A 25,866-nucleotide genomic window follows, 5' to 3' on the forward strand; every position below is an offset into this window, starting at 1 on the left:
TCGCGGGGGCCGCCGTGCAGGCGGGCCCCGAAGGCAGCCGGGTCATCGCCGGTACGGAGGTCGATACGCCACGTTAACAAATGTCACAAGTTCCCGCGCAGCTCCTGCTCCCGTTCGATGGCTTCGAAGAGGGCCTTGAAGTTGCCCTTGCCGAAGCCGAGGGAGCCGTGCCGCTCGATCAGCTCGAAGAAGACCGTGGGCCGGTCCTGCACCGGCTTCGTGAAGATCTGCAACAGGTAGCCGTCCTCGTCACGGTCCACCAGGATCTTGCGCTTCTTGAGTTCCTCGATCGGCGCGCGCACCTCACCGATCCGGGCGCGCAGCGAAGGATCGTCGTAGTAGCTGTCCGGGGTGTCCAGGAACTCGACGCCGGCCCGGCGCATCGCGTCGACGCTGGCGATGATGTCGTTGGTGGCGACCGCGACGTGCTGGGCGCCCGGCCCGCCGTAGAACTCGAGGTACTCGTCGATCTGCGACTTGCGCTGCGAGACGGCCGGCTCGTTCAGCGGGAACTTGACCTTGCGGGTGCCGTCCGCGACGACCTTGGACATCAGCGCGGAGTAGTCGGTGGCGATGTCGTCGCCGACGAACTCGGCCATGTTGGTGAAGCCCATGACCCGGCGGTAGAACTCCACCCACTCGTCCATCTTGCCGAGCTCGACGTTGCCGACCACGTGGTCGACGGCCTGGAAGTAACGCTTCGGGTCGAGCCCCGCCTCGATGGCGGGCTGCCGGTCGACGATCGGGGCACGGGTGACGAAACCGGGCAGGAACGGTCCGTCGTAACGAGAGCGATCCACCAGCGAGTGGACCGTGTCGCCGTAGGTCGCGATGACCGCGATCCGGACCGTGCCGTGCTCGTCGGTGAGGTCGTGCGGCTCGGCCACGCCACGCGCGCCGGCCTCGACCGCGTGCTGGTACGCCGCGTCCACGTCCGGGACGCCGAGCGCGATGTCGGAAATCCCGTCGCTGTGCTTGGCGACGTGCTCCGAGCCGGACGCACCCGCGTGCACGGCGCCGGTGACCACGAACCGGGCCGAGCCGCTGACCAGCACGTATTCGGCGTGGTCGCGATAGCCCTGCTCGGGTCCCCGGTACGCGACACAGGTCATCCCGAACGCGGTGGAGTAGTAGTGGGCCGCCTGCTTGGCGTTGCCCACGAGGAAGCGAAGGTGGTCGACGCCCGTGACGGGAAAGACGTCGGCGGTCTTAGCGGCTTGGTCCATCGTCTGCGTCATTGGCTGATGATTGACCTGGGTCACACCACTGGGCAACGGTCGGTAAAAACGCTGAACACTCTGTGCGATCCGTACGGTAGCTTGCTTATGTGACTATGCAATCTGTCCAGCTCGATGACCTCGACGCGCGGCTGCTGCGGATGCTCGCCACGGAACCCCGTATCGGCGTACTGGAAATGTCCCGGCGCTTGAGCGTCGCGCGCGGCACAGTGCAGGCCCGGCTGGACAAACTCGTCGCCCGCGGCGCGATCAAGAGCTTCGGGCCGGAGGTCGTGCCCGCCGTGATCGGCTACGGGGTGATGAGCTTCGTGACGCTGGAGATCAGCCAGCGGTACGGGCACACCGCGGTGGCCGACCACCTCGCGGAGATTCCCGAGGTGCTGGAGGCGCACACGATCACCGGCAGCGGCGACGTGCTGTGCCGGATCGTCGCCCGCTCGAACGCGGACCTGCAGCGGGTGATCGACCAGATCGTCGGCTACGAGGGCATCGTCCGCGCATCGACCATCATCGCGCTGGCCGAGCTCATTCCCTATCGGACGCAGCCGCTGGTAATCGCGGCATCTGGTACAAAGTAGACCGACACGGGCAAATCAAGATCCCTCGACCGGGGGATTGACCTGATCTACCGTGGCGCGCATGGCGGGTCGGTGGAAGACGTATGCGCTGGTCGCCATCATTATTCTGGTCGTCCTCGCCACGACCCATGTGTGGAATCCGTGGCCGAACGTGTGGTCCTGGGTGAACACCAGCAAACCGATCGCCGGCGATGCGGCGCGATGGCAGCAGCGGATCGGCGGCAGCCCGCAGAGCGTGACGGTCGCGGGCGACGCGGTGATCGTCGAATATCGCACCTCGGTCGACGCCTACGACCTGACCGCCGGACTCAAGCTCTGGAACAACAACGCGGACTGGGCCGCGGTCGCCGGCCAGGGCACCTCGGCCGTGGTGGTCACCGGGCGCCTGCTGACCAAGGGCTACCAGGTGCTCGACCCGCGGACCGGCGTGGTGCTGCGGGACGAGAAGACGGCGACCGCGGTCTGGACGTATCAGGACGCGGTCCTCGACCTGCACTGCGGCAAGGGCAACGAATGCCAGCTCACCGCGTGGGATCCGCGCGGCAGCACACCGAAGTGGACGGTGGACACCGGCGGCATCGGGTTCGTGCTGGACGCCGCCAACCCCGACCTGCCGGACACCAGGCAGCTGACCGCGTCCAACGTGGATGACCAGGTCGCCGGGCCACGGCCGATGCCGGGGCTGATCGGGCTGCCGGACGACGGCAAGATACGGGTCATCGACACCGCGACCGGGAAGGTCGCCCAGGTCGTCGAGCCGGGCCGGGACCAGCGGGTGGCGATGGCCGGCGGGCGGGTGCTGACCATCACCGGTACGCCCCAGGACGGCACCTGTTACTACAGCGTGGTCGCCACCGACCCACCGGCCGCGGGCGCGGTGTGGCAGCGGGACGGCCTGAACCTGCGGACCTCGGACGACGGGTCGGACTGCAAACAGGACCACGACCCGGCCGGCGGCGAGGACGTGGTGCTCGGCGTCGACCCGGTCGGCCGGCAGGAGCTGCTGGCCGGGCACGACGGGCGGGTGCTGTGGCACGGCGCCAAGGGCGAGGACGTGCTGGCCGTCGACGATCAGAGCGCGGTGATCCGCTCGGCCGACAAGACGCTGCTGCGCGGGTACGCCTTCAGCCGCGGCCGCACGTCGTGGGCCCGGCAGGTGGGACCGAAGGCCTCGGCGGCACTGACCCCGAACGCAGTGATCATCGTCACTTTTAAGCCGGGCCGGGTGGCGGCGCTGTCACGCTCCGACGGCAAAGTGCTTTCGGACGTGCGTACGGAAGCCAAGGTTTTCGCCGTCGGTCCGGCCGGGATGATCGTCGTCGCGGGACGGGACATGGCGTACCTGCCCTTCGCCTGAGACTTTTGAATTTGACCGAACTGGTATCCGCGCAGGGCAGGACACGTTCGCGGTTCCAACCGGGCCTGTCCTAGGCTTGCCGCTCATGAGCAGAGGCGCCGCATTCTCGTACTCGCCGCTGTTGCCCCTCGGCGACGACCAGACCGAGTACCGACTGGTCACGGACGAGGGCGTGGACGTGGTGAACGGTCCCGGCGGCCGGCGGTTCCTGACCGTCGACCCGGCCGTGCTGACCCAGCTCACCGCCGAGGCGATGCACGACATCGCGCATTACCTGCGGCCGGCCCACCTGTCCCAGCTGCGGTCGATCATCGACGACCCGAAGGCCTCGCCGAACGACCGGTTCGTGGCCCTGGACCTGCTGCGCAACGCGAACATCGCGGCCGGCGGGGTGCTCCCGATGTGCCAGGACACGGGAACCGCGATCGTGATGGGCAAGCGCGGGCGGCACGTGCTGACGGACGGGTTCGACGAGCCGGCCATCGCCGAGGGCGTCTTCCAGGCGTACACCCGGCTGAATTTGAGGTATTCGCAGCTCGCGCCCTTGACCATGTGGGACGAGCGGAACACCGGGTCCAACCTGCCGGCCCAGATCGAGCTGTACGCGGAGGACCCCGGCGGCCAGCCCGACGCGTACAAATTCTTGTTCATGGCCAAGGGCGGCGGCTCGGCCAACAAGTCCTACCTGTACCAGGAAACGAAGGCGCTGCTGAACCCGGCGCGCATGATGGAGTTCCTGGACGAGAAGCTGCGGCTGATCGGCACGTCCGCCTGCCCGCCGTACCACCTGGCCGTGGTGATCGGCGGCACCAGCGGCGAGTACGCGTTGAAGACGGCCAAGCTGGCGAGCGCGAAATACCTGGACAATCTGCCCCGGCACGGCACCATGGCGGCGCACGGCTTCCGCGACGTCGAGCTGGAGGCCGCGGTCCTGGAGCTGACCCGCGACTTCGGCATCGGCGCGCAGTTCGGCGGACGCTATTTCTGCCATGACGTACGCGTCGTCCGCCTCCCCCGGCACGGCGCGTCCTGCCCGGTGGCGATCGCGGTGTCCTGCTCGGCCGACCGCCAGGCCGTCGCGAAGATCACCCCGTCCGGCGTCTGGCTGGAGCGGCTGGAGACCGACCCGGCCCGCTTCCTGCCCGACGTCACACCGGCCGAGCTGGAGGGCGACGAGGCCGTCAAGGTCGACCTGAACCGCCCGATGGCCGAGATCCGCGCCGAGCTGTCGAAGTACCCGGTGAAGACCCGGCTCTCGCTGACCGGCCCGCTGGTGGTGGCCCGCGACATCGCCCACGCGAAGATCGCCGAGCGGCTGGCGGCCGGCGAACCGATGCCGCAGTACATGCGCGACCACGCGGTGTATTACGCCGGACCGGCGAAGACCCCCGAGGGGTACGCGTCGGGCTCGTTCGGCCCGACCACGGCCGGCCGGATGGACTCCTATGTGGAGAGCTTCCAGGCGGCCGGCGGCTCGATGGTCATGCTGGCCAAGGGGAACCGGTCCGCGCAGGTCACCCAGGCATGCGCCGAGCACGGCGGCTTCTACCTCGGGTCGATCGGCGGCCCGGCCGCGCGGCTGGCCCAGGACTGCATCAAGCATGTCGAGGTATTGGAGTACGCGGAACTCGGCATGGAAGCCATCTGGAAGATCGAGGTCGAGGACTTCCCGGCGTTCATCGTGGTCGACGACAAGGGCAACGACTTCTTCGCCGAGGTGACCCGCCCGAAGCTCCTGTCGATCGGCAGCAAGCCGGCCTGACGTCGTGGGTTTCGTCCTCGTTCTGGCGCTCCCGACCGGGGTGCTGATCGGGGCGATCGGGATCGGCGGGGTGCTGCTGCCGCCGGCGCTGATCTGGCTGGGCGGCCTGGACCCGCACGCGGCCGCCGGGACGTCCACTTTCGCGTTCCTGTTCACCGGCTTGGTGGGGACCATCGCGTACGCCCGCCGGGGTGCGATGCCGTGGCGGTTCGCCGGCTGGCTGACCGTGGGGGCGGCCCCTGCGGCGGCCGCTGGTGCGCTGGTGAATGGCATCGCGCCGGCGATCGTCCTGCATCTGGTGCTGGCGCTGGTGACCGCCGGTTCCGGCATCTTCAACCTGGTGTCGCATCCGGCTTCGGGGCGGCGCGGCCTGCCCGCCCCGGCCGCCGTGGCGATCGGCGCGGTGGTGGGCTTCGGCTCGGCCTTGACCGGCACGGGCGGGCCGGTGCTGCTGGTGCCGGGGTTGCTGGCGCTGGGCGTCGAGCCGCTGCTGACGGTGGCGGCCGGGCAGCTGATCTCGCTGCCGCTGGTGGCGTTCGCGTCGCTCGGGTATGCGAGCTCGTCGTTGGTGCACTATCGACTGGCGGCCGCGCTCGGCGCGCTGGCCGCCGTCGGGGTGGTGGCGGGGGCGGCGCTGGCCCACCGCCTGCCACGCCGGCATCTGCACCGGATCGCCTCGGGCACGCTCGTGGCCGTCGGAGCTTTCACGCTGGTGGCGGCGCTGACGACGTGAGCTGGCCCGCCGAATACGGAAAGGCGGATGGTCGGCGCGCCCGAATCGCGCCGAACATCCGCCTGCTTTGTCCGTGACCAGCCCCGACGAATGGTGACGCCAGGGCCGGTGTGACGGACCGGCCCTGACGTCAGTCGGTGGGGATCAGAAGTTGCCCTTGGCCACGTCGGCCACGGTCACTCGCTGCACCCCGTAGTTGATCGTCACGCCGTCCGCGGTGAACTTGATCGGCAGACCGTTGTCGGCGTTGATGACCAGGCTCTCCTCGCCGTCGACGGTGACGCCCTGGCCGGCGGTCAGGGTGAGCACCGACGCGCCCTGGTAGGTGCCCGGGGCGACCTTGACCGACGGGATCTGGGTCACCAGCTTGATCACACCGGCGCGGACCTTCGGGTCGCCGGCGCCGTACTTCAGCGCGTCGGTCGAGTTGTTCCAGACCGCGTTGTCGGTGTAGTTCGGGATGTTGTCGACGTCGGTCTTCTGCCCGGTCGCCTTGTCCTTCTTGGCGATCTTGGCGAGGTCCTCGGGGGAGAACGACTCCTTGGCGCCGGGCGACAGCAGCGGACGCGGCGGCAGCTTCCCGTCGGTGGGGTCGCCGCCCATCAGCTTGCGGGCCTCGTTCAGGTCGCCGGTGGCCGCGAGCTTCGCCGCGTCGACGCCCTTCTTGTCGAAGGCGGTCTGCTCCTTGGACGATCCCGGCGCCTGGTGGCCGCCCGCCACGGCCTTCACCAGGGCGTCGCGGGTCGTGCCGAAGTACAGCTTGCCGTCGTCGCCGATCAGGTCGTAGACGTCGATCTTCTGGCCCGGGAACACCTGGTCGCGCAGAATGAACGTCGCGTCGCCGGTGGGCTGCGGGGCGGTGGACAGGTAACCGACCAGCTTGACCACCGGAGCGTCGGCGGCGGTGCTGGTCGCGGGCTGCGGGGCGGCGAGGTTCGCGGCCGGCGCCTGGGCGCCGCCTCCGGTGGCCGCCACCGCAACCGCGGCGAGCGCGGCGACAGCGAAGGTGGCTCCGCCGGCGCCGAGCGCCAGTCGACGTGTCTTCATCTTGCGTCCTCTGCTTTCGATCTGGTCGACATCGGGGGTGTAGGGCCGATCTCCGACGATGTCCTGAAGCGCCGCGCTCAGGCGGTCCTCGTTGTCGTACGACATGTCAGTTGTCTCCTCGGTTCAGGACGGACTTGAGCTTCTGCAACGCCTTGCTCGTCTGGCTCTTGACCGTGCCTTCGCTGCACCCGAGGGCCGCGGCGGTCTCCCGCTCGCTGAGTCCCTCGAGATACCGCAGAACGACGGTTGCCTTCTGTCGTTCAGGAAGCGACTGCAACGCCTGGCGCAATTCGGCGCGGTTCACCACTCCGTCGGACATGTCCGATACGGGGACGTCGGCGAGCTCGCCGCCGGAATGCACCATGTTGTTCTTGTTGCGGCGCCAGCCGCGGCGTGACTCGTTGATCAGGATTCGACGCACGTACGCGGACGGACTGTCGGCACGCTGGACCTTGCGCCAGTGGCTGTACGTCTTCGCCAAGGCCTCTTGGACCAGGTCGTCGGCCAGGTACCAGTCCCCGCACAGCAGGTACGCCGTGCGGTGCAGCGATGCGGCGATTCCCTGGACGAAAATCCGGAAGTCCTGCTCCGCGCCGCTCGCCGTCCCGGCCGGTCGGTGCTTCATCACGGTCGTCACGTGAAGGAAGATCCGGATACCGGCGCGGAAGTTGCCCGCGAGTCCGGATCTTTTCCCCACGACCTTCGCAAGGGGCCGGTGAGCTAGGCGATCTTCGGGAAGACTGTCCCGTCGACACGTGTTGGACGGCGTGTTGATCTTTCGGAGACTCGGAGACGAGGCCTCGAACGAGGGAGCTACGGCGCGCCAATGATCATCACGCTGGTCACCGACACGTTCAACGTCAGCAACAACGGGACCACGGTGTCGGCGATGCGATTCGCCCGCACGCTCATCGCGCGCGGGCACACCGTACGGGTGGTCGCATGCGCCGACGAGGGCGACGACGTCGATCGCCTGGAGATTTTCCCGGTGCCGGAGCTCGTGGTGCCGATCGCCAGCCGGTTCGCGCATCGCCAGCACACGTTGTTCGCCAAGCCGGTGGCGGAGACGTTGACCGCGGCGATCACCGGCGCCGACGTCGTACACATCTATCAGCCGTGGCCGCTGGGTCACGCCGCGGAACGGACCGCGCGGCGGCTCGGCGTGCCGGCCGTGGGCGCCTTCCACATCCAGCCGGAGAACGTCACCTACAACATCGGGCTCGGCTGGTTCCCGCCCGCCGCGCAGTTCGTGTACTTCCTGCTACGGGTGCTGTTCTACGGACGGTTCGCGGACATTCACTGCCCGTCGGCCTTCATCGCGGCGCAGTTGCGGCACCACGGATACCGGGCGCGGCTGCACGTCATCTCAAACGGCGTTGACGGCAGCTTCCGGCCCGGGCCGGGCAAGCCGCACGAGGGCGTCTTCCGGATACTCATGGTGGGCCGGTTCGCCCCGGAGAAGCGGCAGGACGTGCTGATCCGGGCGGTACGCCGGAGCAAGTACGCGGACCGCATCGAGGTGTGGTTCGCCGGCCACGGACCGGCGGAGAAACGCCTGCGGCGGATGGCGTCGCGCCTGCCGAGGCCGGCCCGCTTCGGGTACTACTCGCAGGACGAGCTCATCGACGTCATCCGCGACTGCGACCTCTACGTGCACGCCTCGGACGTCGAGATCGAGGGCCTGTCCTGCATGGAGGCGTTCTCCTGCGGGCTCGTCCCGGTCATCGCGGACGGCAAGCGCAGCGCGACCAGCCAGTTCGCGCTCGAGCCCCGGAACCTCTTCAAAGCCGGCGACCCGGCCTCGCTCGCGGCCCGCATCGACGAATGGATCGAGGACCCGGCGGGCCTGGAAAGCGCCTCGGAGACCTATGCTCGCTATGCGCAGCTCTACACGGTCGACCGGAGCGTGAAGGCGATGGAGAGGGTGTATGCGCAGGCGGGCCAGGCCGCGGAGGCGACGGCCGGGCGGGCCGGTCTCGTCTACCGGCTGCTGGCGACCGCCTTCTACTACGTGATCGCGATGCCGCTGCTCTTCCTCTACACGCGGGTGGTTCTCGGTGTCCGCAGCGAGGGCGGCAACCGGTTCCCGCGTACCGGCGGCGTGCTGACGGTCTGCAACCACGTACACACGTTGGACAGTGCGCTGGTCGCGCTCGCCCTGTTCCCGCGCCGGGTCGTCGTCACGTCGGCGCCGATGAACCTGCAGAACCGCCTGTACGGGGGTCTGGTGCGGTTGCTGGGCGCGGTCGCCGTACCGTCGACGGCCTCGGGTCTGCCGCGCTTCTTCACCGAGATGGAACTGCTGCTGGCGAAGGGCCGGGTGGTGCATTTCTTCCCCGAGGGCGAATTGAAGCCGTACGACACGAGCCTGCGCGACTTCAAACGCGGGGCGTTCCACCTGGCCGCCCAGGCTCGGGTGCCGGTGGTGCCGCTGTCGATCCGGTTCGCGCCACCGGCGGGCTGGGGCCGGACCTTCCGCCGCAAGCCCACGATGGTGATCGTGATCGGTGAGCCGATCGTCCCGACCACGACGGATCCGCGCAGCGACCGCCAGATCCGGATGGAGCTGACCCGCCGACACATGGAGGACCTGATCACCAGGGCCGCATCATGAGGCGTAGGTCATCCGGTCCGGGAAGACCTGCCGGGCGCGGGCCACGAGCACGCACGAGACCAGCGCCATCGCGGCCGCCAGCAGGGGTAGCACGCCGAGCCACCCGGCGCTGACGAAGCGTTCGCCGATGAAGGCGCCGCCACCGATCCCGATCTGGAAGGCCACCACGTAGATGGCCGACGCCGCGTCCCGCTCCTCGGGCGGCGCCACCCGCAGGATCCCGGCGGCCAGGCACACCGGAATGGCGGTGAACGCGGCACCCCACAGCAGCGTCACGATCACCGTCGGTGCCACGCCCAGCGGCGGCGCCAGCAGGACCACCGCGACGGTCATGACCCCGAGCAGGCCGGTCAGCACCGGTCCCGGCCGGCGATCCACAAAGCCGCCGACCAGATAGTTGGTGATCAGCCCGACCGCGCCGTAGCCGAGCAGCAGCGCGCTCAGCCCGACGCCGGACAGGCCACCGTCGCGGCGGACCAGCGGGGCGATGTACGTGTACGCGGCGAAGTGCCCGATCACGACGACCGTGGTGATCATGCTGAGCCGCACCACCCGGCGGTTGCCCATGATCAGGAAAGCGGCGCGTAGATCCGCACGCACCCGGGAAGCCTGGATCGGCGGCAGCGACGGCAGTACGCGCAACAGGGCCAGCACGCACAGCGCCCCGGCGACCGCGAGCACCCCGGTGGCCGCGCGCCAGCCGAGCCATTGGCCCAGCGCCGTACCCAAGGGAACCCCGAGCACGATGGCCAACGAGTTGCCGAGGAAGACCAGTGCGGTCGCCTTGCCGGCCTGACCGGCAGGCGCCAGCCGGGCGGTCACCGGACCGATCGCCGACCAGAACACGCCGTGCGCCAGCGCGCAGATCAGCCGGGCCGCGACCAGGATGAGAAATGTCGGCGCGAAACTTGCCGCGACCTGCGAGACCGCGAAAATGGCCATGGCGATCGCGATCAGCAGATGCCGCGGCACCCGCATGGTGAGCGCGGTCAGCGGGATCGTGGTCACGCCGGCGACAACGGCATAACTGGTGAGGAGCAGGCCGACGTGGGCCTCGTCGACGGCGAGACCCGCGGAGATCTGCGGCAGCAGACCGACCGGGAGCGTCTCGGCGGTGACATAGCAGAACGCGGAGGCGCCGAGGACGGTCAAGGCTCGTCGATTCATGACCACCCTCGGATAATAAACTCTGTGGCAGAGCAAAAGAAGATGACGCGATCGGCCGAGCTGCTCCGGGTCGCGCACGCCCGGCCCGGAATCACCCGTGCCGAGGCCGCGCGGCTCATCGGCGTGGGCACCGGTGCCGCCACCGAGCTGGTCGCCCGGCTGGCCCAGGCCTCGCTGCTGGCGGAGGCTCCGGCGGCACCCAGCGGAAGCCGCGGCCGGCCCACGTCGGTCCTGGTCGCGCATCCGTCCGGGCCGCTCGTGCTGGCGGTGGCGATGCGCCACGAGGACTGGCGGATCGACGCGGTGGAGCTGGGCGGCACGACGCTGGCCTCGGCGTCCGGCGAGCACGCGAGCACCGCCTGGCCCGAGGTGGCTGCCGCGGTCTTCGCCGCTGCCGATCAAATGCGTTCCCGGTACGCCGGGAGGGTGCGCGCGATGGGTGTCTCGTTGCCCGGTCCGGTCTCTCCCGAGCTTCGCCTGGACGCCGCCAACGTGGGCTGGGTGGACGCCGACCTGACCCGGCTGTGGCCGGACGCCCCGCTGCTGGTGGCCGGCAACGACGCCAGCCTGGCCGCGGCGGCCGAGTCGACCCGGGGCGCGGCGGTCGGCGCCGAGGTCGCGCTGCACCTGCGCATCGAGGGCGGCCTCGGCGGCGCCGTGGTGGATCACGGCCGGCTGCTGATCGGGGCGTCGGGGGCGGGCGGCGAGTTCGGACACATGCCGTTCGGCGATCCGGCGATCGTCTGCCCGTGCGGCGCGTCGGGCTGTTGGGGCACCGCGGTGGACGGCACCGCGCTGGCGCGCCTGCTGGGTGATCTGGAGCCACCGGACCCGGTCACGTATGCGCGGCGGGTCATCGGGACCGCGCGGGGCGGCTCGGTGGTGGGCGTGCTCGCCACCGCGCTCGGCCGGGGGATCGCCGGGCTGGTGAACGGCCTCGACCCCGACCTGGTGACGCTGGGTGGCGTGGCGGTGGACCTGCTCGCGGCGGCGCCCGAGGAGCTGAACGCGGCCTACCGGGCGGGTCTGATGGGCTTTCGCCGGCCGACGCCCCCGCCGGTGGTCGCGGCCGCGCTCGGCGACGAGGGCCCGATCGCCGGGGCCGCCGAGGAGGCTTGGTCGGCGCTGCTCACCAGGCTGGGCTGAGTGGATCTGCGACCGCTCAACCGCCGGCTGGGCCGAGTGGCTCGGCCCGGCTCAGTCGAGCGGGATCGCTACCAGCTGGCCGGTGCGCCCGGTGAACATCGCCTGCGGGTCGGAGAAGTCGGCCGTGGCCGCGTACAGGGTGCTCTGGTCCGCGGAGATCACGCAGTCGAACGCGCCGCGGTCCAGCGGAATGCGGTCCAGCACCTCGCCGCCCTCGCGGACCCGGACACAGTGCTCGTTCGGCACGTCGGCGTACCAGACGGCGCCCTGCGCATCCAGGCAGATGCCGTCGGGTGCGCCGCCGGGCAGGTCGGCCCAGACCCGCTGGTTGCTCAGCGAGCCGTCGTCCGCGATGTCGAAGGCGGTCAGCCGAGCGCCGTGCGACTCGGCCACGATCAGCGTCGAGTCGTCGGCGGTCACCGCCATGCCGTTGGGGAACAGCACGTCGCCGGCCACCTGCCGGGCCGAACCGTCCGGGGTGACCACGGCGATCAGCCCGGGACCCGGCTCCGCACCGCCCGGGAAGTCGTACCCGATGTTGTTGATGAACGTGTTGCCTCGTGAGTCGGTGGTGATGTCGTTCCAGGGGTGGGCGTCGTTGATCTTCCGCAGGTCGGCGAAGAGTGCACCGCCGCGAAGCAGGCGCGCCTCCGAGCCGACCAGCACCAGCTGCACGCCCCTCGGCGTCCAGTCGAAGCACAGCGGCATCCCGGTCAGCTGAGTCACAACGGTGGCCTTGTCGCCGTCCACCCGGATGATCTCGCCGGGCACCCAGTCGCTCAACCAGACGTGACCGTCGTGCCAGCGCACGGACTCACCCATCACGAGGTCGGTCAGCACCACCTGTGGCTTGCTCATGCGCTTACCGTATGCGGGCGACCACGATGATCACCGGCCCGACGGGGAAATCAGGCGGCCGCGGCCAGATCGTCCAGATCGCGGCGCAGCGCACCCTCGGCCGTCTCGGCGGCCAGCCCACCGAAGATCAGCGCGAGGAACCGGCCGGACGGGGCCGTCGGGTTGCCGTCCTGGATCGCCGTGATCATCGTGCTGCCCTTGTGCCGGCCGGCCACGATCGGCATGAACGTATACGTCATGCGGTAGTCGGCGCCGATGCCCGGCGAGGTGACCACGAACCGCTGCTGGGCCGCGCACTCGTCGACCCGGAACTCCTCGGTGATCTCGCCGCCGTCGGACATCTGCCGGGTCTCGCGCCAGATCGTGCCCGCGCCGAACTGCCCGGCCGTGCGCACCTCGACCCGGGTGACCGCGGTCAGCCACTCGTGACGGCGGGCCAGGTCGGTGCACACGTTCCAGACCGCCGCGACCGGCGCCTCGATCATCCGCGTCACCGCGACCGTCGACATAGCGTGACCTCCCGCGTACACCTTAGGAGGCCGAGGCGGCTTCCGGCAGTGACTATGCGACCACGGTGCCGACGACTTCGCCGAGGCCGATCTCGCCGCCGCCCGCCCCGAGCGCGGTCCCGCTGATCCGGATGTGGTCGCCGTCTTCGAGGAAGCCGCGGGTGGACCCGTCGGCGAGCTTCACCGGCTCGTTCCCGTTCCAGGTCAGCTCCAGGAACGAACCCGCCTGGTCGCGGGCCGGTCCGGAGACGGTCCCCGAGGCGTACAGATCGCCGGTGCGGACGTCCGCGCCGTTCGAGGTCAGATGCGCGAGCTGTTGCGCGGCGGTCCAGTACATCGAGGCGTACGGGGGATGGCTGACCCTGGTCTCGTTCCAGTCGACAGCGAGCCGGATGTCGAAGCCGGGACCGGCCGGGAGCAGGTGGTCGAGCGGCCGCGGATCTTGCGGGACCGCCGGGATCGTGGCCAGCGCCTCGAGCGGCAGCACCCACGGCGACACCGAGGTGGCGAACGACTTCGCCAGGAACGGGCCGAGCGGACGGTACTCCCAGGCCTGGATGTCCCGGGCGGACCAGTCGTTGACCAGCACCACACCGAAAACATGGTCGGCGAACGACGCGGTACGGATGAGCCGGCCGGGCACGCCCACCACGAACCCGACCTCGGCCTCCACGTCGAGGCGCCGCGACGGTCCGAAGACGCCCTCGGCGAGCTGCCCGGACGGGCGCGCGATCGGGGTGCCGGAGACGACGACGGTGCTCGATCGCCCGTGGTAGCCGATCGGCAGGTGGCGCCACTGCGGGGGCAGGCCGGGCGAGTCCGGGCGCAGGATGCGGCTCACGTTGGTCGCGTGCTGCTCGGACGAGTAGAAGTCGGTGTAGTCGGCCACCTCGAACGGCAGGTGCAGGGTGACCTCGTCGAGCGGGATCTCCGGCGGGCCGCTCCGCACGTGCTCGATGACCGCCGCGCGAGCCTGTGTCCACTGTGCCCGGCCGGCCGCGAGCAGCGGATTCAGCGACGGCGCGGCGAAGAGCCCACCGAGCCCTTCAAGATCAATAACGGCATTCCCGAGGCGTACGCCTAATCGCCGTGACCCACCGGCCGCGCTGAACACGCCGTACGGGAGATTGTCGATGCCGAAGAGGGTCACTCGTAACCGCCGTTGATCAGACCGAGCCGGACCAGCTCGGTGAGGGGTTCGACAACATTGGCCGCGCCGAAGCCGATGAACAGCGGGCGGCGCTCGGCACGGCGGACCCGCACCGACTCGACCAGCGGCACCGGATGGGTCGCGGCCAGGACCTCGGCCACCTCGGCCACCTCGCCGCCGCCGGACGCGACGAGCGCGGCGGCCAGCACGTTGAGGAAGCCGTGGTGGGTGAAGCCGGTCTCCGGGTCGGTGTGCCGGATCGCGTGCCGCAAGCCCGCGGCCAGCCGGAACGGCAGCTCACGGTCGCGGCAGGCGCAGACCACCGCGGCCAGTTCGACGGGGGTCGGGAACAGCTCGGCGGCCAGCCCGCCGACCCGGAACTTGGGGGCCACCCGCAAACCCGCCGCGCGCGCCTCGGCGACGGTGTCGAGCGCGGTCAGCAACCCCCAGCTCAACGGGATCTCGGCGTACACGATCAGCTCGTCATGACGGCCGGCGAGCGTGCGCAGATCGGCGAGCCCGGGTTGCGGGTCCTCGCCGCGGCGGGCGACCGCCACCTCGATGTGGCAGACCGCGGCGCCGGCCGAACGCAGCTTCTCGACCGCGACCGGGACCGCGCTCGCCGCCACGTCACCGATCAGCGCGACGGTCAGGCCGGCCGGCGGGACATCGATACCCACCACGGACGCGGGCACGAGCAACGGTCCGAGCAGGTCGGCGAACCAGGCTTTGCGATGTTCGCCGTGCTTGGTGACCGCGTCGGGCAGACTGGCGAAACTGGGCGGGAGCAGGGACGCGTCATCGACCAGCCCGGCGAACAGCGTGGGTACCAGCGTTGACACGAATCTGAACCTAATAGACGCTTCGAGAAGCGGACAACCGCGTCCGCTATGTCGGTTTTTATCGGGTGCTCGGTTTGGCGCTCGGTTTGCACTCGGTCTGCGCTTGGTTTTGCGCTCGGTCTGCGCTTGGTTTTGCGCTCGGTTTTCGGGGAGGCAACGATGCCGTACTACCGCAGCGTCGGCGAGGTGCCACACAAGCGGCACACTCAGTTCCGGCGTCCCGACGGCGGTCTGTACGCCGAGGAATTGATGGGTCAGGAGGGCTTCTCCTCCGACTCGTCCCTGCTTTATCACCGGCACGCGCCGACCGCGATCATCTCGGCCGAGGAGTTCACCGTGCCGCCCTGGCGGCAGGCGCCGAACCTGCCGCTGAAGCCGCGCCACCTGCGCACCCACAAGCTCGACACCGGCCCGGCCGACGCGGTGCTGGGCCGGCATCCGCTGCTCGCCAACAACGACGTGCGGATCGGGTACGTGGTGGCCGACCAGCCGTCGCCGCTGTACCGCGACGCGGTCGGCGACGAGTGCCTCTACATCGAGGACGGCGAGGCGCTGGTCGAAACGACGTTCGGCTCGCTTTCCGTGGCCGCCGGCGACTACGTGATCATCCCGACCTCGGTGGTGCATCGGATCGTGCCGCAGGGTTCGGTTCGTCTGCTGACGATCGAGGCGACCGGACATATCGGACCGCCGAAGCGCTACCTCTCGGTGCGCGGCCAGTTCCTCGAGCACGCGCCGTACTGCGAGCGCGACCAGCGGGCCCCCGCGGCGCCGCTGCAGCGCGACGAGACCGAGGTCGAGGTGTTCGTCAAGCACCGTGCCGGGTGGACCCGGCACGTGTACGCCCATCACCCGTTCGACGTGGTCGGCTGGGACGGCTGCCTGTACCCGTGGGCGTTCTCGATCCACGACTTCGAGCCGATCACCGGACGCGTGCACCAGCCGCCGCCGGTGCACCAGACGTTCGAGGGCCCGAACTTCGTGGTCTGCTCGTTCGTGCCCCGCAAGGTCGATTACCACCCGTTGGCGATCCCGGTGCCGTACAACCACCACAACGTGGACTCCGACGAGATGATGTTCTACACGGGCGGCAACTACGAGGCGCGGCGCGGCTCGGGGATCGAGCAGGGCTCGATCTCGCTGCACCCGAGCGGTTTCACGCACGGCCCCCAGCCCGGCGCGGTGGAGCGGGCTATCGGGGCGGAGGCCTTCGACGAGCTGGCCGTGATGGTCGATACGTTCCGGCCGCTGGATTTATGCGACGCGGCATTGTCGGTTGAGGACACGGCCTACGCCTGGACCTGGAACCGCAGCTGAGACGTGGAGGCCCGGTGCAGTAAGAGTGCGCCGGGCCGCCGCCTCGACCACGGGCGGGTTGCTCGTTCCGGGTCGGCCGCGTCGCCATCCAGGTCCCGGATTCCACCGCGCTGGCCCGCCCGCACATATCCGATATTTCCGATGACGAGCGTGTCGGTTGAGGCGACCGGAGCCGCTGGGCCTTGCAGGCGCGTGCGGCGCTTCCATTCCGTGGGATGGGCGGCCGCCTGTTGAGACGCGCGACCACGTCCTGGACTCAGCGTCCGCTATCTGGGACCCGCATCCACTGTGGATGGAACTTTTGCCAATCAATGCGGCTTTTGCCCGGCAGGGTTTTCCGGCCGAATGTGAACCTTGGAGAGTTATGGCTCGTAGGTGGGCGCAACTCTCCAAGGTTCACAAAAGCCCACGATGTGGAGCGCCGCGTCCACATAGTGGAACTGTTCAGCTGTTTCTCGCGCCGCGCACCCTCCGATGGGTTGGCCTTACGCGGCGGCGGACCTGCGCGGACCGTCGCTGTGGGGAGCCGGGACCTGCCGGTCGTGGCGAGTGCCCACACCTGGGTGGGGGTCGCCGCGGTGTGGGGAACCGCAACCTCCTCGGTGTCGCGGCTGCCCACACCTGGGTGGGGGGTCGCCGCGGTGTGGGGAACCGCAACCTCCTCGGTGTCGCGGCTGCCCACACCGGGGCGGGGGTGGCTGCGGTGTGGGGAAGCGCAACCTCCTCGGTGTCGCGGCTCCCCACGCAGCGGCTCACAAGCCCACGATGTGGCTGCGGTGTCCGCATAGCGGCAACAGCGGCCGTCGGCGCACCCCGCTAGAGAGCGACTTGCGGTCTCGTGATCGAGACGCTTGACACGCTGCGGGATCGAACCGCCCCGCCCGACTCTCATGTTCGGCGCGCCGACCCCCGAGGTTTGCTTTCCGTTCCCGCATCCGTCGAATGAAAGCGCGTTCATTAGCCCATGAAAGCGCGTTCATTGCTGCCCACCATGGCAGCGCTCGCCACAGCCGCCCTGATCGTCAGCGGCTGCGGCTCCCCGGCTGCCAGCAGCGCGGCCGGTGCCGGCGACGGCGGCGGCTCGGACAACCTCGTCATCTACAGCAACTCCGTCTCGGACGGGCGCGGTGACTGGCTCAAGGCCGAGGCCAAGAAGGCCGGCTTCACCATCCAGTACGTCGACCTCGGCGGCGGCGACATCAAGAACCGCCTGGTCGCCGAGAAGAACAACCCGGTCGCGGACGTCACCTTCGGCCTGAACAACGTCTACTTCAACCAGCTCAAGGCGGCCGGCGTGCTGGACCAGTACGCGCCGTCCTGGGCGAGCAAGGTGGACCCCAAGCTCGGCGATCCGGACCAGGAGTTCTACCCGATCGTTCGCGAGCCGATCATGCTGGTCTGGAACAAGGCGGCCTACCCGGATGCCGCCAAGGCGCCCGCCGACTGGCCGGATCTGTGGACGAAGCCGCAGTTCAAGGGCACCTACGAGACGCCCTCCGACCTCGGTGGCGCGACCGCCCAGGTGGTGCTCGCCGGGATCCTCGCCCGCTACCGGGACGACAACGGCGAGGACGGCGTGAGCAAGGCGGGGTGGGACGCGATCAAGGCGTTCTTCGCGGACGGCTCGCCCGCGGTCAAGGGCACCGACCTCTACGCCCGGATGAAGGACGGCAAGGTCGACTCCGGCGAGATGTGGCTGGCCGGCAAGCAGACCCGCGAGAAGCAGTACCAGATCCAGACCGAGGCGGCGCATCCGAGCGTCGGGGTGCCGATGACCGTTCAGCAGGTCGCGCTGGTCAAGGGCACCAAGAAGGCGGCGACCGCGAAGAAGTTCATCGACTGGTTCGGCGGCGCGCAGCTGCAGGCCGCCTGGTCGAAGCAGTTCTTCACGGTGCCCACGAACACCGACGCCCTGCCGACGTCGGAGCAGGCGGCCGTCACCGCGACCGACTCGTTCAAGTCGCAGGACATCGACTGGTCGTTCGTGACGCAGCACCTGGATCAGTGGGTCGAGAAGACCACGCTCGACTACCTCAACGGCTGAGCCACTCCGCCCCGCAGCGTCGCCACAAAGGACACGCCATGATCACACTTTCCGACGTCGCCGTACGCTTCGGCGCCGTCGAGGCCCTGCCCAGCCTGTCGCTGGAGGTGGACGAGGGCGAGTTCTTCACCCTGCTCGGACCCTCCGGGTGCGGGAAGACCACGGCGCTGCGGGCCATCGCCGGTTTCGCCGGTATCACCTCAGGTGAAGTCCGGATCGCCGGCCGCGACGTCACGCGGCTGCCGAGCGGCAAACGGGACGTGGGCATGGTCTTCCAGAACTATGCCCTGTTCCCGAGCATGAACGTGCGGGAGAACATCGCGTTCGGGCTGAAGTCCCGGCGACGCTCCAAGGCCGAGGTCGACCGTCTCGTCGACGAGATCGCCGAGCAGGTCGACCTCTCGCCCGACCAGCTCACGAAGAGCGTGGCCGACATGTCCGGCGGCCAGCAGCAGCGCGTCGCGATCGCCCGCGCGCTCGTCATGCGGCCGAAGATCCTGCTGCTGGACGAGCCGCTGTCCAATCTGGACGCGAAACTGCGCCAGCAACTGCGGGTCCAGCTCAAGGATCTGCAGAAGCAGTTCGGCATCACCACCGTGTACGTCACGCACGACCAGGAGGAGGCGCTGTCGATGAGCGACCGCGTCGCGGTGCTCAACCGGGGGCGGCTCGAGCAGGTCGGACGGCCCGAGGAGATCTACGAACGGGCGGCGAGCGAGTTCGTGTGCACATTCGTCGGCGAGGCGAACAAACTGAGCCCGCGGCTCACCGAGCTTATAGGCCTAAATCCCGATAAATCGGCGTACGTCAGGTTCGAGCGCGTACGCCTCGCCCCCGCCCAAGGCGTGCTCATCCCGGCCACGGTAACCGCCCGTACGTTTCACGGGGCGTACAGCAAGTATCGGCTTCGGAGCGAGGACGACGTCCTGCAGATGGTGCTGAGCGAGGACCGCCTCGACGTCGGCCAGGAGCTCAAGGTGGTCATCGACCCGGCGGACGTCCTGCAGTATCCCGGGGCCGCCGCGTGAGCCCGTGGCTGCGGACCATGCTCCGCTCACCCTTGGTGATCCTGCTGGCGCTGGTCCTGATCTGGTTCATCGTGGCGTTCCTGCTCTACCCGAACGTGGTGAACCTCCAGCAGATCTTCTTCCCGCACGGGTCCTTCACCGTGCGCGCCTTCACCAAGCTCTGGGAGTCGCAGCGCGCCCTCGACTCGCTGCGTAACAGCTTCGTGCTGGCCGCCGTCCTGGCCGTCACGGTGAACGCGGTGGGCATCTTCGTCGTGCTGGTCACCCGCTACTTCGCCGTTCGCGGCGCGCGACTGCTCTGGCTCGGCTACGCCACCACGCTCATCTACGGCGGTGTCGTCGCGGTGGCCGGCTACCGGTTCGTCTACGGCGACCACGGGTACGCCACCCGGCTGCTGGTGAAGCTGATTCCGGGCCTGGACCCGGAATGGTTCTCCGGCATGCTCGCCGTGGTGGTCGTGATGACCCTGACCACCACCGGCTACCACCTGCTCTTCCTGTCCTCCGCGATCGCCCGCATCGACCAGCAGACGGTCGAGGCCGCCCGGCAGCTCGGCGCCTCCACCTGGCGGGTGCTGTGGCGGGTCGTGCTGCCGATGCTCAAGCCGACGCTGTTCGCGGTCACCGTGCTGACGTTCCTGGGTGGGCTCACCGCGTTCGCCGCGCCTCAAGTGCTGGGCGGGCGGCAGTTCGAGACGATCACCCCGATGATCCTGACCTTCGCCGGGATCCCGTCGTCGCGCGATCTCGCGGTCACGCTCGCGCTGATCCTGGGCGCCGCGACCCTGCTATTGCTGGCCATCCTCAACCGGATGCAGGCCGGCGGCACGTATTTCTCGGTCGCCAAGGTGTCCGCCACGTTGCAACGACAGCGCATCGAGAATCCGGTGGCGAACGTCGTGGTGCACGTGGTGGCGTACGGGCTGTTCGTGGTCTATCTGATTCCGCCGGCATTGATCGTGGTCTTTTCGTTCACCGACTCGGCGGCCATCTCGACCGGCCGGCTCTCCTGGGACAGTTTCACGCTCGCCAATTACGAACGGGTGCTGACGCACGCGACGGCTTCGTGGCCGATCGTGGTGAGCATCGTCTATGCCGGGGTGACCGCGATCGTCGTCATCGCCATGATGCTGTTCGTGGCGCGGTTCCTGCAGAAGGTGGTCAACGCGTTCACGATCACGCTCGAATACCTGCTGCACATCCCGTGGATGCTGCCCACCACGCTGCTCGCGATCGGACTGATCGTCACCTATTCACAACGCCAGCCCTTGGTCGGCGGGGTCGTCCTGACCGGAACGGTGGCCCTGCTGGCGATCGCCTACATCTCCGCGAAAATCCCGCTCACACTGCGCATTCTCAAGGCCGCGTACGCCGGTATCCCGGACTCGCTCGAGGAAGCAGCCGCGGTTCTCGGCGCGAGCGTGCCCCGTACGTACGTCAAGGTGTTGTTGCCGTTGGTGTTGCCCGCGGCCGCGGCGGTCAGTGCGCTGAACTTCAACAGCCTGCTCGACGATTACGACACGGCGGCCTTCCTGGCCCACCCGTTGTATCAGCCGCTCGGCATCACCATCGAGAGCGCCGCCGTCGGCAGCGGCAACTCGGACTCCACCGCGCTCATCTTCGTCTACACCGTCGTCCTCATGGTCATCTCGACGTTGACCATGTGGTTCGTGTACGGCCGTCGTAGCACCAACCGATAGTAAGGAACCCATGTTCGGCCAGCCCCGATACCGTCGCGTCAACGCACTTCTCAACGCTCGTCTCGCCGAGCGCACCCCGCTGATCGCCGTGCACCGTGGCACCGGCCTCGGTCACGTCCCGGAGAACACCTGGCTCGCCGTCAACGCCGCACTGCGTCAGGGTGCCGACATGGTGGAGATCGACGTCGTCGAGTCCACCGACGGCGACTTCTTCCTGTTCCACGACGGCGGCGAGCGCCACGCGTTCGATCAGGACGTCGACATCCGGCGGATGACCAGCGATCAGATCCGTGCGCTTAGATACCGCTGGAGCGACCACCGGGCCGGCGTGACCGGTCTCGACGTGCTGCTGCGCGGGCTCGGCCCGGACGTGCTGCTCAACGTGGACCGGTCCTGGTGGTATTGGGACGACCTGCTGCCGTTCCTCGACGGCTTCGACCGGCCCGGCCAGTTGGTGTTCAAGAGCCCGGTCGACGACGAGTGGCTCGCGAAGCTGCGCCGGCACCCGGTCAAGTACCCGTTCATGCCGATGGTTCGCAGCCGGGCCGACATCGACGCGGTGCTCGGCGACCCGGACATCAACCTCGTCGGGGTCGAGCTGATCGCCGAACGCGCCGAGCACGAGCTGGCCCGGCCGGCCGTGGTGACCGAGATGCACGGGGCCGGGCTGGCGGTGCTGATCAACGCGATCAACCTGCCGGACGGGGTGCCGCTGTTCGCCGGACGCGACGACCACACCTCGGTGTTCGGCGATCCCGGTGAGGGCTGGGGATGGCTCGTCCGGCACGGCGCCGACATCATCCAGACCGATTGGCCCGACCTGCTCGGCCGGTACCTCGCCGACGTCGTGGCCGGGTCCTCGATCGCGCGTCGGTAGGCTGGCGTGGTGCCAAGAAAGCGCAGCACAGAGCCCGTTCCGGTGACGGATTCCAGTGCACTCAGCGTCACCATGTCGGCGGTCGCCGAGGCCGCCGGCGTCTCCCGGGCCACGGTGTCGCGGGTGTTCCACGGCAGCACGCCGGTCGCCGAATCCACCCGCGACGCCGTGTTCGCCGCGTCGGAACGCCTCGGGTACGTGCCGAACGTGATGGCCCGGGTGCTGGCGGCCCGCACGTCGGACATCATCGGCCTGTTGCTGCGCGGGCCGACCAACCCCGCGTACGGGCTCCTCTTCGGAGAGTTGCAGGAAAACGTCAGCCGTCTCGGCCTGCAGATGGTGGTGGTCGCGCCGTCACGGGCCGAGGGCGCGAACTTCGAGCGCCAGGCGCTGAACCGGCTGCTCGGCCTGCGGGTCGGCGGCATGTTCGTGGCGACCGGCGTGATCCGCGCCGACATGCTCGAGCCGTTTCTCGACAAGGTTCCGGTGGTCATCATCGGCCGGCCGGAGAGCCACCCGCGGATCTACAGCGTCTCCTACGACGAGGACGACAACGCGTACCAGCTCGCGGATGCCGTGGCCGGGCAGGGACACCGAGGGGTCGCCGTGGTGACCCCGGCCGGCGGCAACTCGGCGACCGAGCATCGGCGGGCGCTCGCCATGACGGCCCGGCTGCGCGAGCACGGCGTACGGGTGCATCCGGTTGCCGCACCGACGTTCGGCGCCCAGGAGGAAGGCGCGCGCGAGGTCATCGAGCTGCACCGGGCCGGGCACGTCACGGCCGCGATGTTCCCGGCGGATCTGCGCGTGCTCGCCTTCATGCCCTACCTGCGCGAGGCCGGTCTGCGCACCCCCGAGGACCTGTCGGTGACCGGCTGCGACGGCATCCTCCCGGGCATCGACATGATCGGCTTCACCACCGTCCGCATCCCCGTCGAGCAGGCCGCGCAACGCGCCGCCGAGGTCATGAAGACCCTGCTCGACGGCTCCACGGAGATCAGACATGAACGACTGCACGGCACCCTTCTGCCCGGCCGGACGCTGGGACCCCCGCCACGATGAGTGACAGCTATGACGCCGTCGTCTTCGACCTGGGCGGTGTGCTGGCGCGACCGCCCGACCCGGTCGGCCGCTTGAGCCGGGCGTTCGGTATCGAGGTCGACCCGGTGGCGTACTGGGACCTGCGGGAGGCGTACGACCTGGGGTTGCCCGATGATTCTTATTGGCCGGCCGTGGCCGCGGCCGGCGAACCGGGACAGCTCGCCGAGGCCGACGCCGAGACCTGGACGGAACTGGCCGCGGACTCGTTGCTGCTCCTCGAAGAGCTTTACCGCAGGCGTACGCGATTGGCACTGCTCTCGAACGCACCGCTGGCCCTGGCCGCGGTTGCGGGCCGGTCCGATTGGGCCAAGCTTTTCGAAAGGCTGGTCATCTCGGCCCGGGAGGGCGTGGCGAAACCAGATCCGGCCGTCTACCAGCGGGTCACCGCGTTGCTGGATCTGCCGCCGTCGCGGATCGCGTTCTTCGACGATCGCGCGGACAACGTCGCGGCGGCCCGCCGGCACGGATGGGACGCGTTCGTGTGGGCCGGTGTCACGGACGCGCGGGTTCGCGTTGCGGTCTGAGAGCCGGCGCGGTCACCGGCTCTCCGACCCCTCGGTCATCCGATGTGGAACGCCTGCCCGTAGACGCTGAAGTTCAGCGGCGTGTTCAGGTCGAAGTTGCCGTTGTTGAGGAAGACGCGCTGGGCCGTGTCCACCCGGGTGGTGTCCGAGTGCGCCTCCTCCTTGTTCATCTCGATGACCCGCTCGTCGAGGAACGCGTTGAGCCACGTCCGCTCGTCACCGCCCTGGGCCGGCGGCTTCGCCCGCTGCAGGGCCCGGCTGCGGATGGCCCGCATGCCGTCGTAGCCGTGCATCACGGACGCGTCGTAGTAGGCGAACTGCCCGAGAGCCCGTACGCCGTCGGCCTTCCCGTCCCGCACCGAGGGCGTGAAGTAGACCCGGTCCCGCTCGGACTCCTGCGCGGCCTGGAACACCGAGTCGCCCGCCGCGGTGACCCAGTCCCTGGTGAAGTTCGGGTCCAGGCCGGCGTGTGAGTCGGTGTTGTTGACCGCGCGCAGGGCCGGCAAATACTTGGCCAGCACATTCGAGGGCTTGGTTGCCGTGTACGCCTCGACGAGCTCGAGCATGTCCCCGGTCCCCGAGCAGAACCCGATGATCCCGGCCGTGTACCCGCGCCCGTCGTGAATGTCCTCGATGTAGCTGAACTGCGCCCGCCAGTCGAGCGACGAGTTCTCGGCCGCCGACACGAGCTGCATGGCGACGTCCTTCTTCGCCGGGTCGTCCAGGTTCTTGCCGGTCGGGTTGGTGGATCCGCCGGGCAGCACCCAAGCCTGGTTGGTGGCACCCGTGCAGGTCCAGATCTGGAGCCGGGCGCCGTTGGCCGAGCTCTTGTCGGTGACGTCCAGGCACTTGCCCGACCCGCCGTTGACCAGCGCGCCGTTGGACACCGTCCACTTCTGCGCGCCGGTGCCGTTGCAGTCGTACAGCTGAATCTTCGCGCCGTTCGTGGTGGCGGCGCTGGTGACGTCCATGCACTTGCCCAGCGCGCGGATGGTCCCGTCCGAGTTGCCGACGGTCCACCGCTGGGCGGCGCTGGAGTTGCAGTCGTAGAGCTGGACGGCAGCACCGTTCTGAGTCGACGCGTTAGCGACGTCGACGCACTTACCGGCGAGGCCGGTGATGGGCCCGGAACTCGCGGCACTGGCCGGCTGCACCCCAAAGAGCAGGGCGGCAGCGGGGATGGCCAGGGCCACGAGCGCGCAGGCGAGTCTCCTGACGCGGTTCATGGCGCTCCTCGAAGAGGGGGATACGGGGATAGCGCGCGCGTTGGTTGGAGACGCTAGAACAGTTAAAGAACTTTATCAATGCCTATCGATGCGACCGGATCCGGGCACGGCAAAGCCGGCGGGCGACACGATGGTCCCCGCCGGCCGGCGAACAGGGATCTCAGTCGATGCGGAAGCGGTCTCCGTAGACGGCGAAGGTCAGCGGGGTGTTCAGGTCGAGGTTGCCCTCGTTGAGGAAGACGCGCTGGGCCGTGTCGATCCGGCTGGTGTCCGAGTGCGCCTCCTCCTCGTTCATCTCGTCGACGCGGGCGTCCAGGAACGCGTTCAGCCACTCGCGCTCGTCACCGCCGCGGGCCGGTGGGGTCGCGTGCCGTAAGGCCGCGGCGCGGATGTCCAGCAGGCCGTCGTAGCCGTGCATCACCGCGGCGTCGTAGTAGGCGAACTGGCCGAGCGCCCGGACGCCGTCGGCGATGGCGTCGCGCACCGCGGGATCGAAGTACGAGCGGTCGCGTTCGGCCTCCTGCGCGGCCCGGAACGCCGGGTCGCCGGCCGCGGCCTCCCAGTCCTTGCGGAACTTGCGGTGCAGCCCGTGGTGCGAGGCGGTGCCGTTCACCTCGCGCAGCGCGGGAAGGTACCGGGCCAGCGCATTCGAGGGATTCAGCGCCGTGTACGCCTCGACGAGCTCGAGCATGTCCCCGGTCCCCGAGCAGAACCCGATGATCCCGGCCGTGTAGCCCCGCCCGTCGTGAATGTCCTCGATATAGGCGAATTGCGAACGCCAGTCGAGCGTCGAGTTCTCGGCCGCCGACACGAGCTGCATGGCGACGTCCTTCTTTCCCGGATCGTCGAGGTTTGCGCTGGCAGGAACCGACATGAGGCCAGTCTGCAAGGTCACCGCCGGATCGGTCCAGCCGGGGTCGCGGCGCATTTATGGGCGTCGATCACATGGTCTAGGCTCTCCGAGAGTGGTCCTTGACACATCGACAGAGGTTGCCTACGGTCCGAACAACCGTAAGTCAGTTTGCCAATCACGCCGATGGGAGCACCG

The 25,866-nt window shown here is 69.2% G+C and carries 23 protein-coding genes; 13 read left to right on the forward strand and 10 right to left on the reverse strand.

The annotated features are described in order from the left end of the window. Positions 1-83 precede the first annotated feature (83 nt). Complete coding sequence (hppD, locus tag HH310_RS12965; protein ID WP_169175763.1) at positions 84-1,238, reverse strand: 4-hydroxyphenylpyruvate dioxygenase; 1,155 nt, start codon at positions 1,236-1,238, stop codon at positions 84-86. A gap of 95 nt (positions 1,239-1,333) precedes the next feature. Here hppD and HH310_RS12970 point away from each other — a divergent pair, with 95 nt between their 5' ends. The 4 genes from HH310_RS12970 to HH310_RS12985 all read left to right on the forward strand — a co-directional run bounded on the left by HH310_RS12970 (position 1,334) and on the right by HH310_RS12985 (position 5,668). Further along, a complete protein-coding gene (locus HH310_RS12970) occupies positions 1,334-1,816 on the forward strand; it encodes an Lrp/AsnC family transcriptional regulator (protein WP_169175886.1) in 483 nt (160 codons plus the stop codon). 61 nt (positions 1,817-1,877) lie between these two features. Continuing rightward, the gene (locus HH310_RS12975) at positions 1,878-3,173 is read left to right on the forward strand and encodes a PQQ-binding-like beta-propeller repeat protein (RefSeq protein WP_169175764.1); all 1,296 of its coding nucleotides are present in this window, start codon (positions 1,878-1,880) and stop codon (positions 3,171-3,173) included. Between the two features lie 85 nt (positions 3,174-3,258). Further along, positions 3,259-4,935 carry a fumarate hydratase gene (locus HH310_RS12980; protein ID WP_169175765.1) on the forward strand — a complete coding sequence of 559 codons (1,677 nt, stop codon included), beginning with the start codon at positions 3,259-3,261 and terminating at the stop codon, positions 4,933-4,935. Positions 4,936-4,939: 4 nt separating this feature from the next. Continuing rightward, positions 4,940-5,668, forward strand: a complete 729-nt coding sequence (locus HH310_RS12985) for a sulfite exporter TauE/SafE family protein (protein ID WP_169175766.1) — start codon at positions 4,940-4,942, stop codon at positions 5,666-5,668. Positions 5,669-5,812: 144 nt separating this feature from the next. On the opposite strand, the gene HH310_RS12990 is transcribed toward HH310_RS12985, so the two are convergent. Both HH310_RS12990 and HH310_RS12995 read right to left on the reverse strand, forming a co-directional pair. Next, entirely contained in the window at positions 5,813-6,820 is a 1,008-nt protein-coding gene (locus tag HH310_RS12990; protein WP_169175767.1) for a hypothetical protein, read from the reverse strand. 1 nt (position 6,821) lies between these two features. Then, positions 6,822-7,352: a SigE family RNA polymerase sigma factor gene (locus HH310_RS12995; protein WP_396027511.1), complete on the reverse strand. Its 531-nt coding sequence runs from the start codon at positions 7,350-7,352 to the stop codon at positions 6,822-6,824. 189 nt (positions 7,353-7,541) lie between these two features. Between HH310_RS12995 and HH310_RS13000 the strand changes: the two genes are divergently transcribed. Further along, positions 7,542-9,329 (forward strand): glycosyltransferase, encoded by a 1,788-nt coding sequence (locus HH310_RS13000; RefSeq protein WP_169175768.1) that lies wholly within the window; start codon positions 7,542-7,544, stop codon positions 9,327-9,329. Here the strand turns inward: HH310_RS13000 and HH310_RS13005 are convergent. Beyond that, positions 9,324-10,496, reverse strand: a complete 1,173-nt coding sequence (locus tag HH310_RS13005) for an MFS transporter (protein ID WP_169175769.1) — start codon at positions 10,494-10,496, stop codon at positions 9,324-9,326. The two genes, HH310_RS13000 and HH310_RS13005, sit on opposite strands and share 6 nt — an antisense overlap. Positions 10,497-10,520: 24 nt before the next feature. Between HH310_RS13005 and HH310_RS13010 the strand changes: the two genes are divergently transcribed. After that, positions 10,521-11,642: an ROK family protein gene (locus tag HH310_RS13010; protein ID WP_312034023.1), complete on the forward strand. Its 1,122-nt coding sequence runs from the start codon at positions 10,521-10,523 to the stop codon at positions 11,640-11,642. Between the two features lie 51 nt (positions 11,643-11,693). Here the strand turns inward: HH310_RS13010 and HH310_RS13015 are convergent, their stop codons facing one another. The 4 genes from HH310_RS13015 to HH310_RS13030 are packed head-to-tail and all read right to left on the reverse strand — an operon-like array spanning position 11,694 to position 15,001. Further along, positions 11,694-12,500 (reverse strand): SMP-30/gluconolactonase/LRE family protein, encoded by an 807-nt coding sequence (locus HH310_RS13015; protein ID WP_169175770.1) that lies wholly within the window; start codon positions 12,498-12,500, stop codon positions 11,694-11,696. 50 nt (positions 12,501-12,550) lie between these two features. Then, positions 12,551-13,009 (reverse strand): SRPBCC family protein, encoded by a 459-nt coding sequence (locus HH310_RS13020; protein WP_169175771.1) that lies wholly within the window; start codon positions 13,007-13,009, stop codon positions 12,551-12,553. A 52-nt stretch (positions 13,010-13,061) separates the two neighbouring features. After that, the gene (locus tag HH310_RS13025; protein ID WP_169175772.1) at positions 13,062-14,159 is read right to left on the reverse strand and encodes a fumarylacetoacetate hydrolase family protein; all 1,098 of its coding nucleotides are present in this window, start codon (positions 14,157-14,159) and stop codon (positions 13,062-13,064) included. Beyond that, positions 14,156-15,001, reverse strand: coding sequence for a hypothetical protein (locus HH310_RS13030; protein ID WP_169175773.1), 846 nt, complete (start codon positions 14,999-15,001; stop codon positions 14,156-14,158). The genes HH310_RS13025 and HH310_RS13030 overlap by 4 nt, the downstream gene beginning before the upstream one ends. Before the next feature lie 159 nt (positions 15,002-15,160). On the opposite strand from HH310_RS13030, the gene HH310_RS13035 reads away from it, so the two are divergent. The 7 genes from HH310_RS13035 (at position 15,161) to HH310_RS13065 (ending at position 23,592) form a co-directional block, all read left to right on the forward strand. Then, on the forward strand, positions 15,161-16,318 hold the full coding sequence (locus HH310_RS13035; protein ID WP_169175774.1) for a homogentisate 1,2-dioxygenase: 1,158 nt from the start codon (positions 15,161-15,163) through the stop codon (positions 16,316-16,318). 964 nt (positions 16,319-17,282) lie between these two features. Continuing rightward, complete coding sequence (locus HH310_RS13040) at positions 17,283-18,362, forward strand: extracellular solute-binding protein (protein ID WP_169175775.1); 1,080 nt, start codon at positions 17,283-17,285, stop codon at positions 18,360-18,362. 38 nt (positions 18,363-18,400) lie between these two features. After that, the gene (locus HH310_RS13045; RefSeq protein WP_169175776.1) at positions 18,401-19,390 is read left to right on the forward strand and encodes an ABC transporter ATP-binding protein; all 990 of its coding nucleotides are present in this window, start codon (positions 18,401-18,403) and stop codon (positions 19,388-19,390) included. 17 nt (positions 19,391-19,407) lie between these two features. Next, the gene (locus HH310_RS13050; protein ID WP_169175777.1) at positions 19,408-21,090 is read left to right on the forward strand and encodes an iron ABC transporter permease; all 1,683 of its coding nucleotides are present in this window, start codon (positions 19,408-19,410) and stop codon (positions 21,088-21,090) included. A gap of 10 nt (positions 21,091-21,100) precedes the next feature. Beyond that, complete coding sequence (locus tag HH310_RS13055; RefSeq protein WP_169175778.1) at positions 21,101-21,967, forward strand: glycerophosphodiester phosphodiesterase family protein; 867 nt, start codon at positions 21,101-21,103, stop codon at positions 21,965-21,967. Positions 21,968-22,009: 42 nt separating this feature from the next. Beyond that, a complete protein-coding gene (locus HH310_RS13060; RefSeq protein ID WP_169175779.1) occupies positions 22,010-23,029 on the forward strand; it encodes a LacI family DNA-binding transcriptional regulator in 1,020 nt (339 codons plus the stop codon). Then, complete coding sequence (locus HH310_RS13065; protein WP_169175780.1) at positions 23,026-23,592, forward strand: HAD-IA family hydrolase; 567 nt, start codon at positions 23,026-23,028, stop codon at positions 23,590-23,592. Before HH310_RS13060 ends, HH310_RS13065 begins: the two co-directional genes overlap by 4 nt. A gap of 35 nt (positions 23,593-23,627) precedes the next feature. On the opposite strand, the gene HH310_RS44800 is transcribed toward HH310_RS13065, so the two are convergent. Both HH310_RS44800 and HH310_RS13075 read right to left on the reverse strand, forming a co-directional pair. Continuing rightward, positions 23,628-24,818, reverse strand: coding sequence for a chitosanase (locus tag HH310_RS44800; protein ID WP_169175781.1), 1,191 nt, complete (start codon positions 24,816-24,818; stop codon positions 23,628-23,630). 160 nt (positions 24,819-24,978) lie between these two features. After that, complete coding sequence (locus HH310_RS13075) at positions 24,979-25,692, reverse strand: chitosanase (protein ID WP_248293961.1); 714 nt, start codon at positions 25,690-25,692, stop codon at positions 24,979-24,981. Between the last annotated feature and the right edge of the window lie 174 nt (positions 25,693-25,866).

It is taken from the genome of Actinoplanes sp. TBRC 11911 (assembly GCF_012933445.1).
In the GTDB taxonomy this organism is placed as follows: domain Bacteria; phylum Actinomycetota; class Actinomycetes; order Mycobacteriales; family Micromonosporaceae; genus Actinoplanes.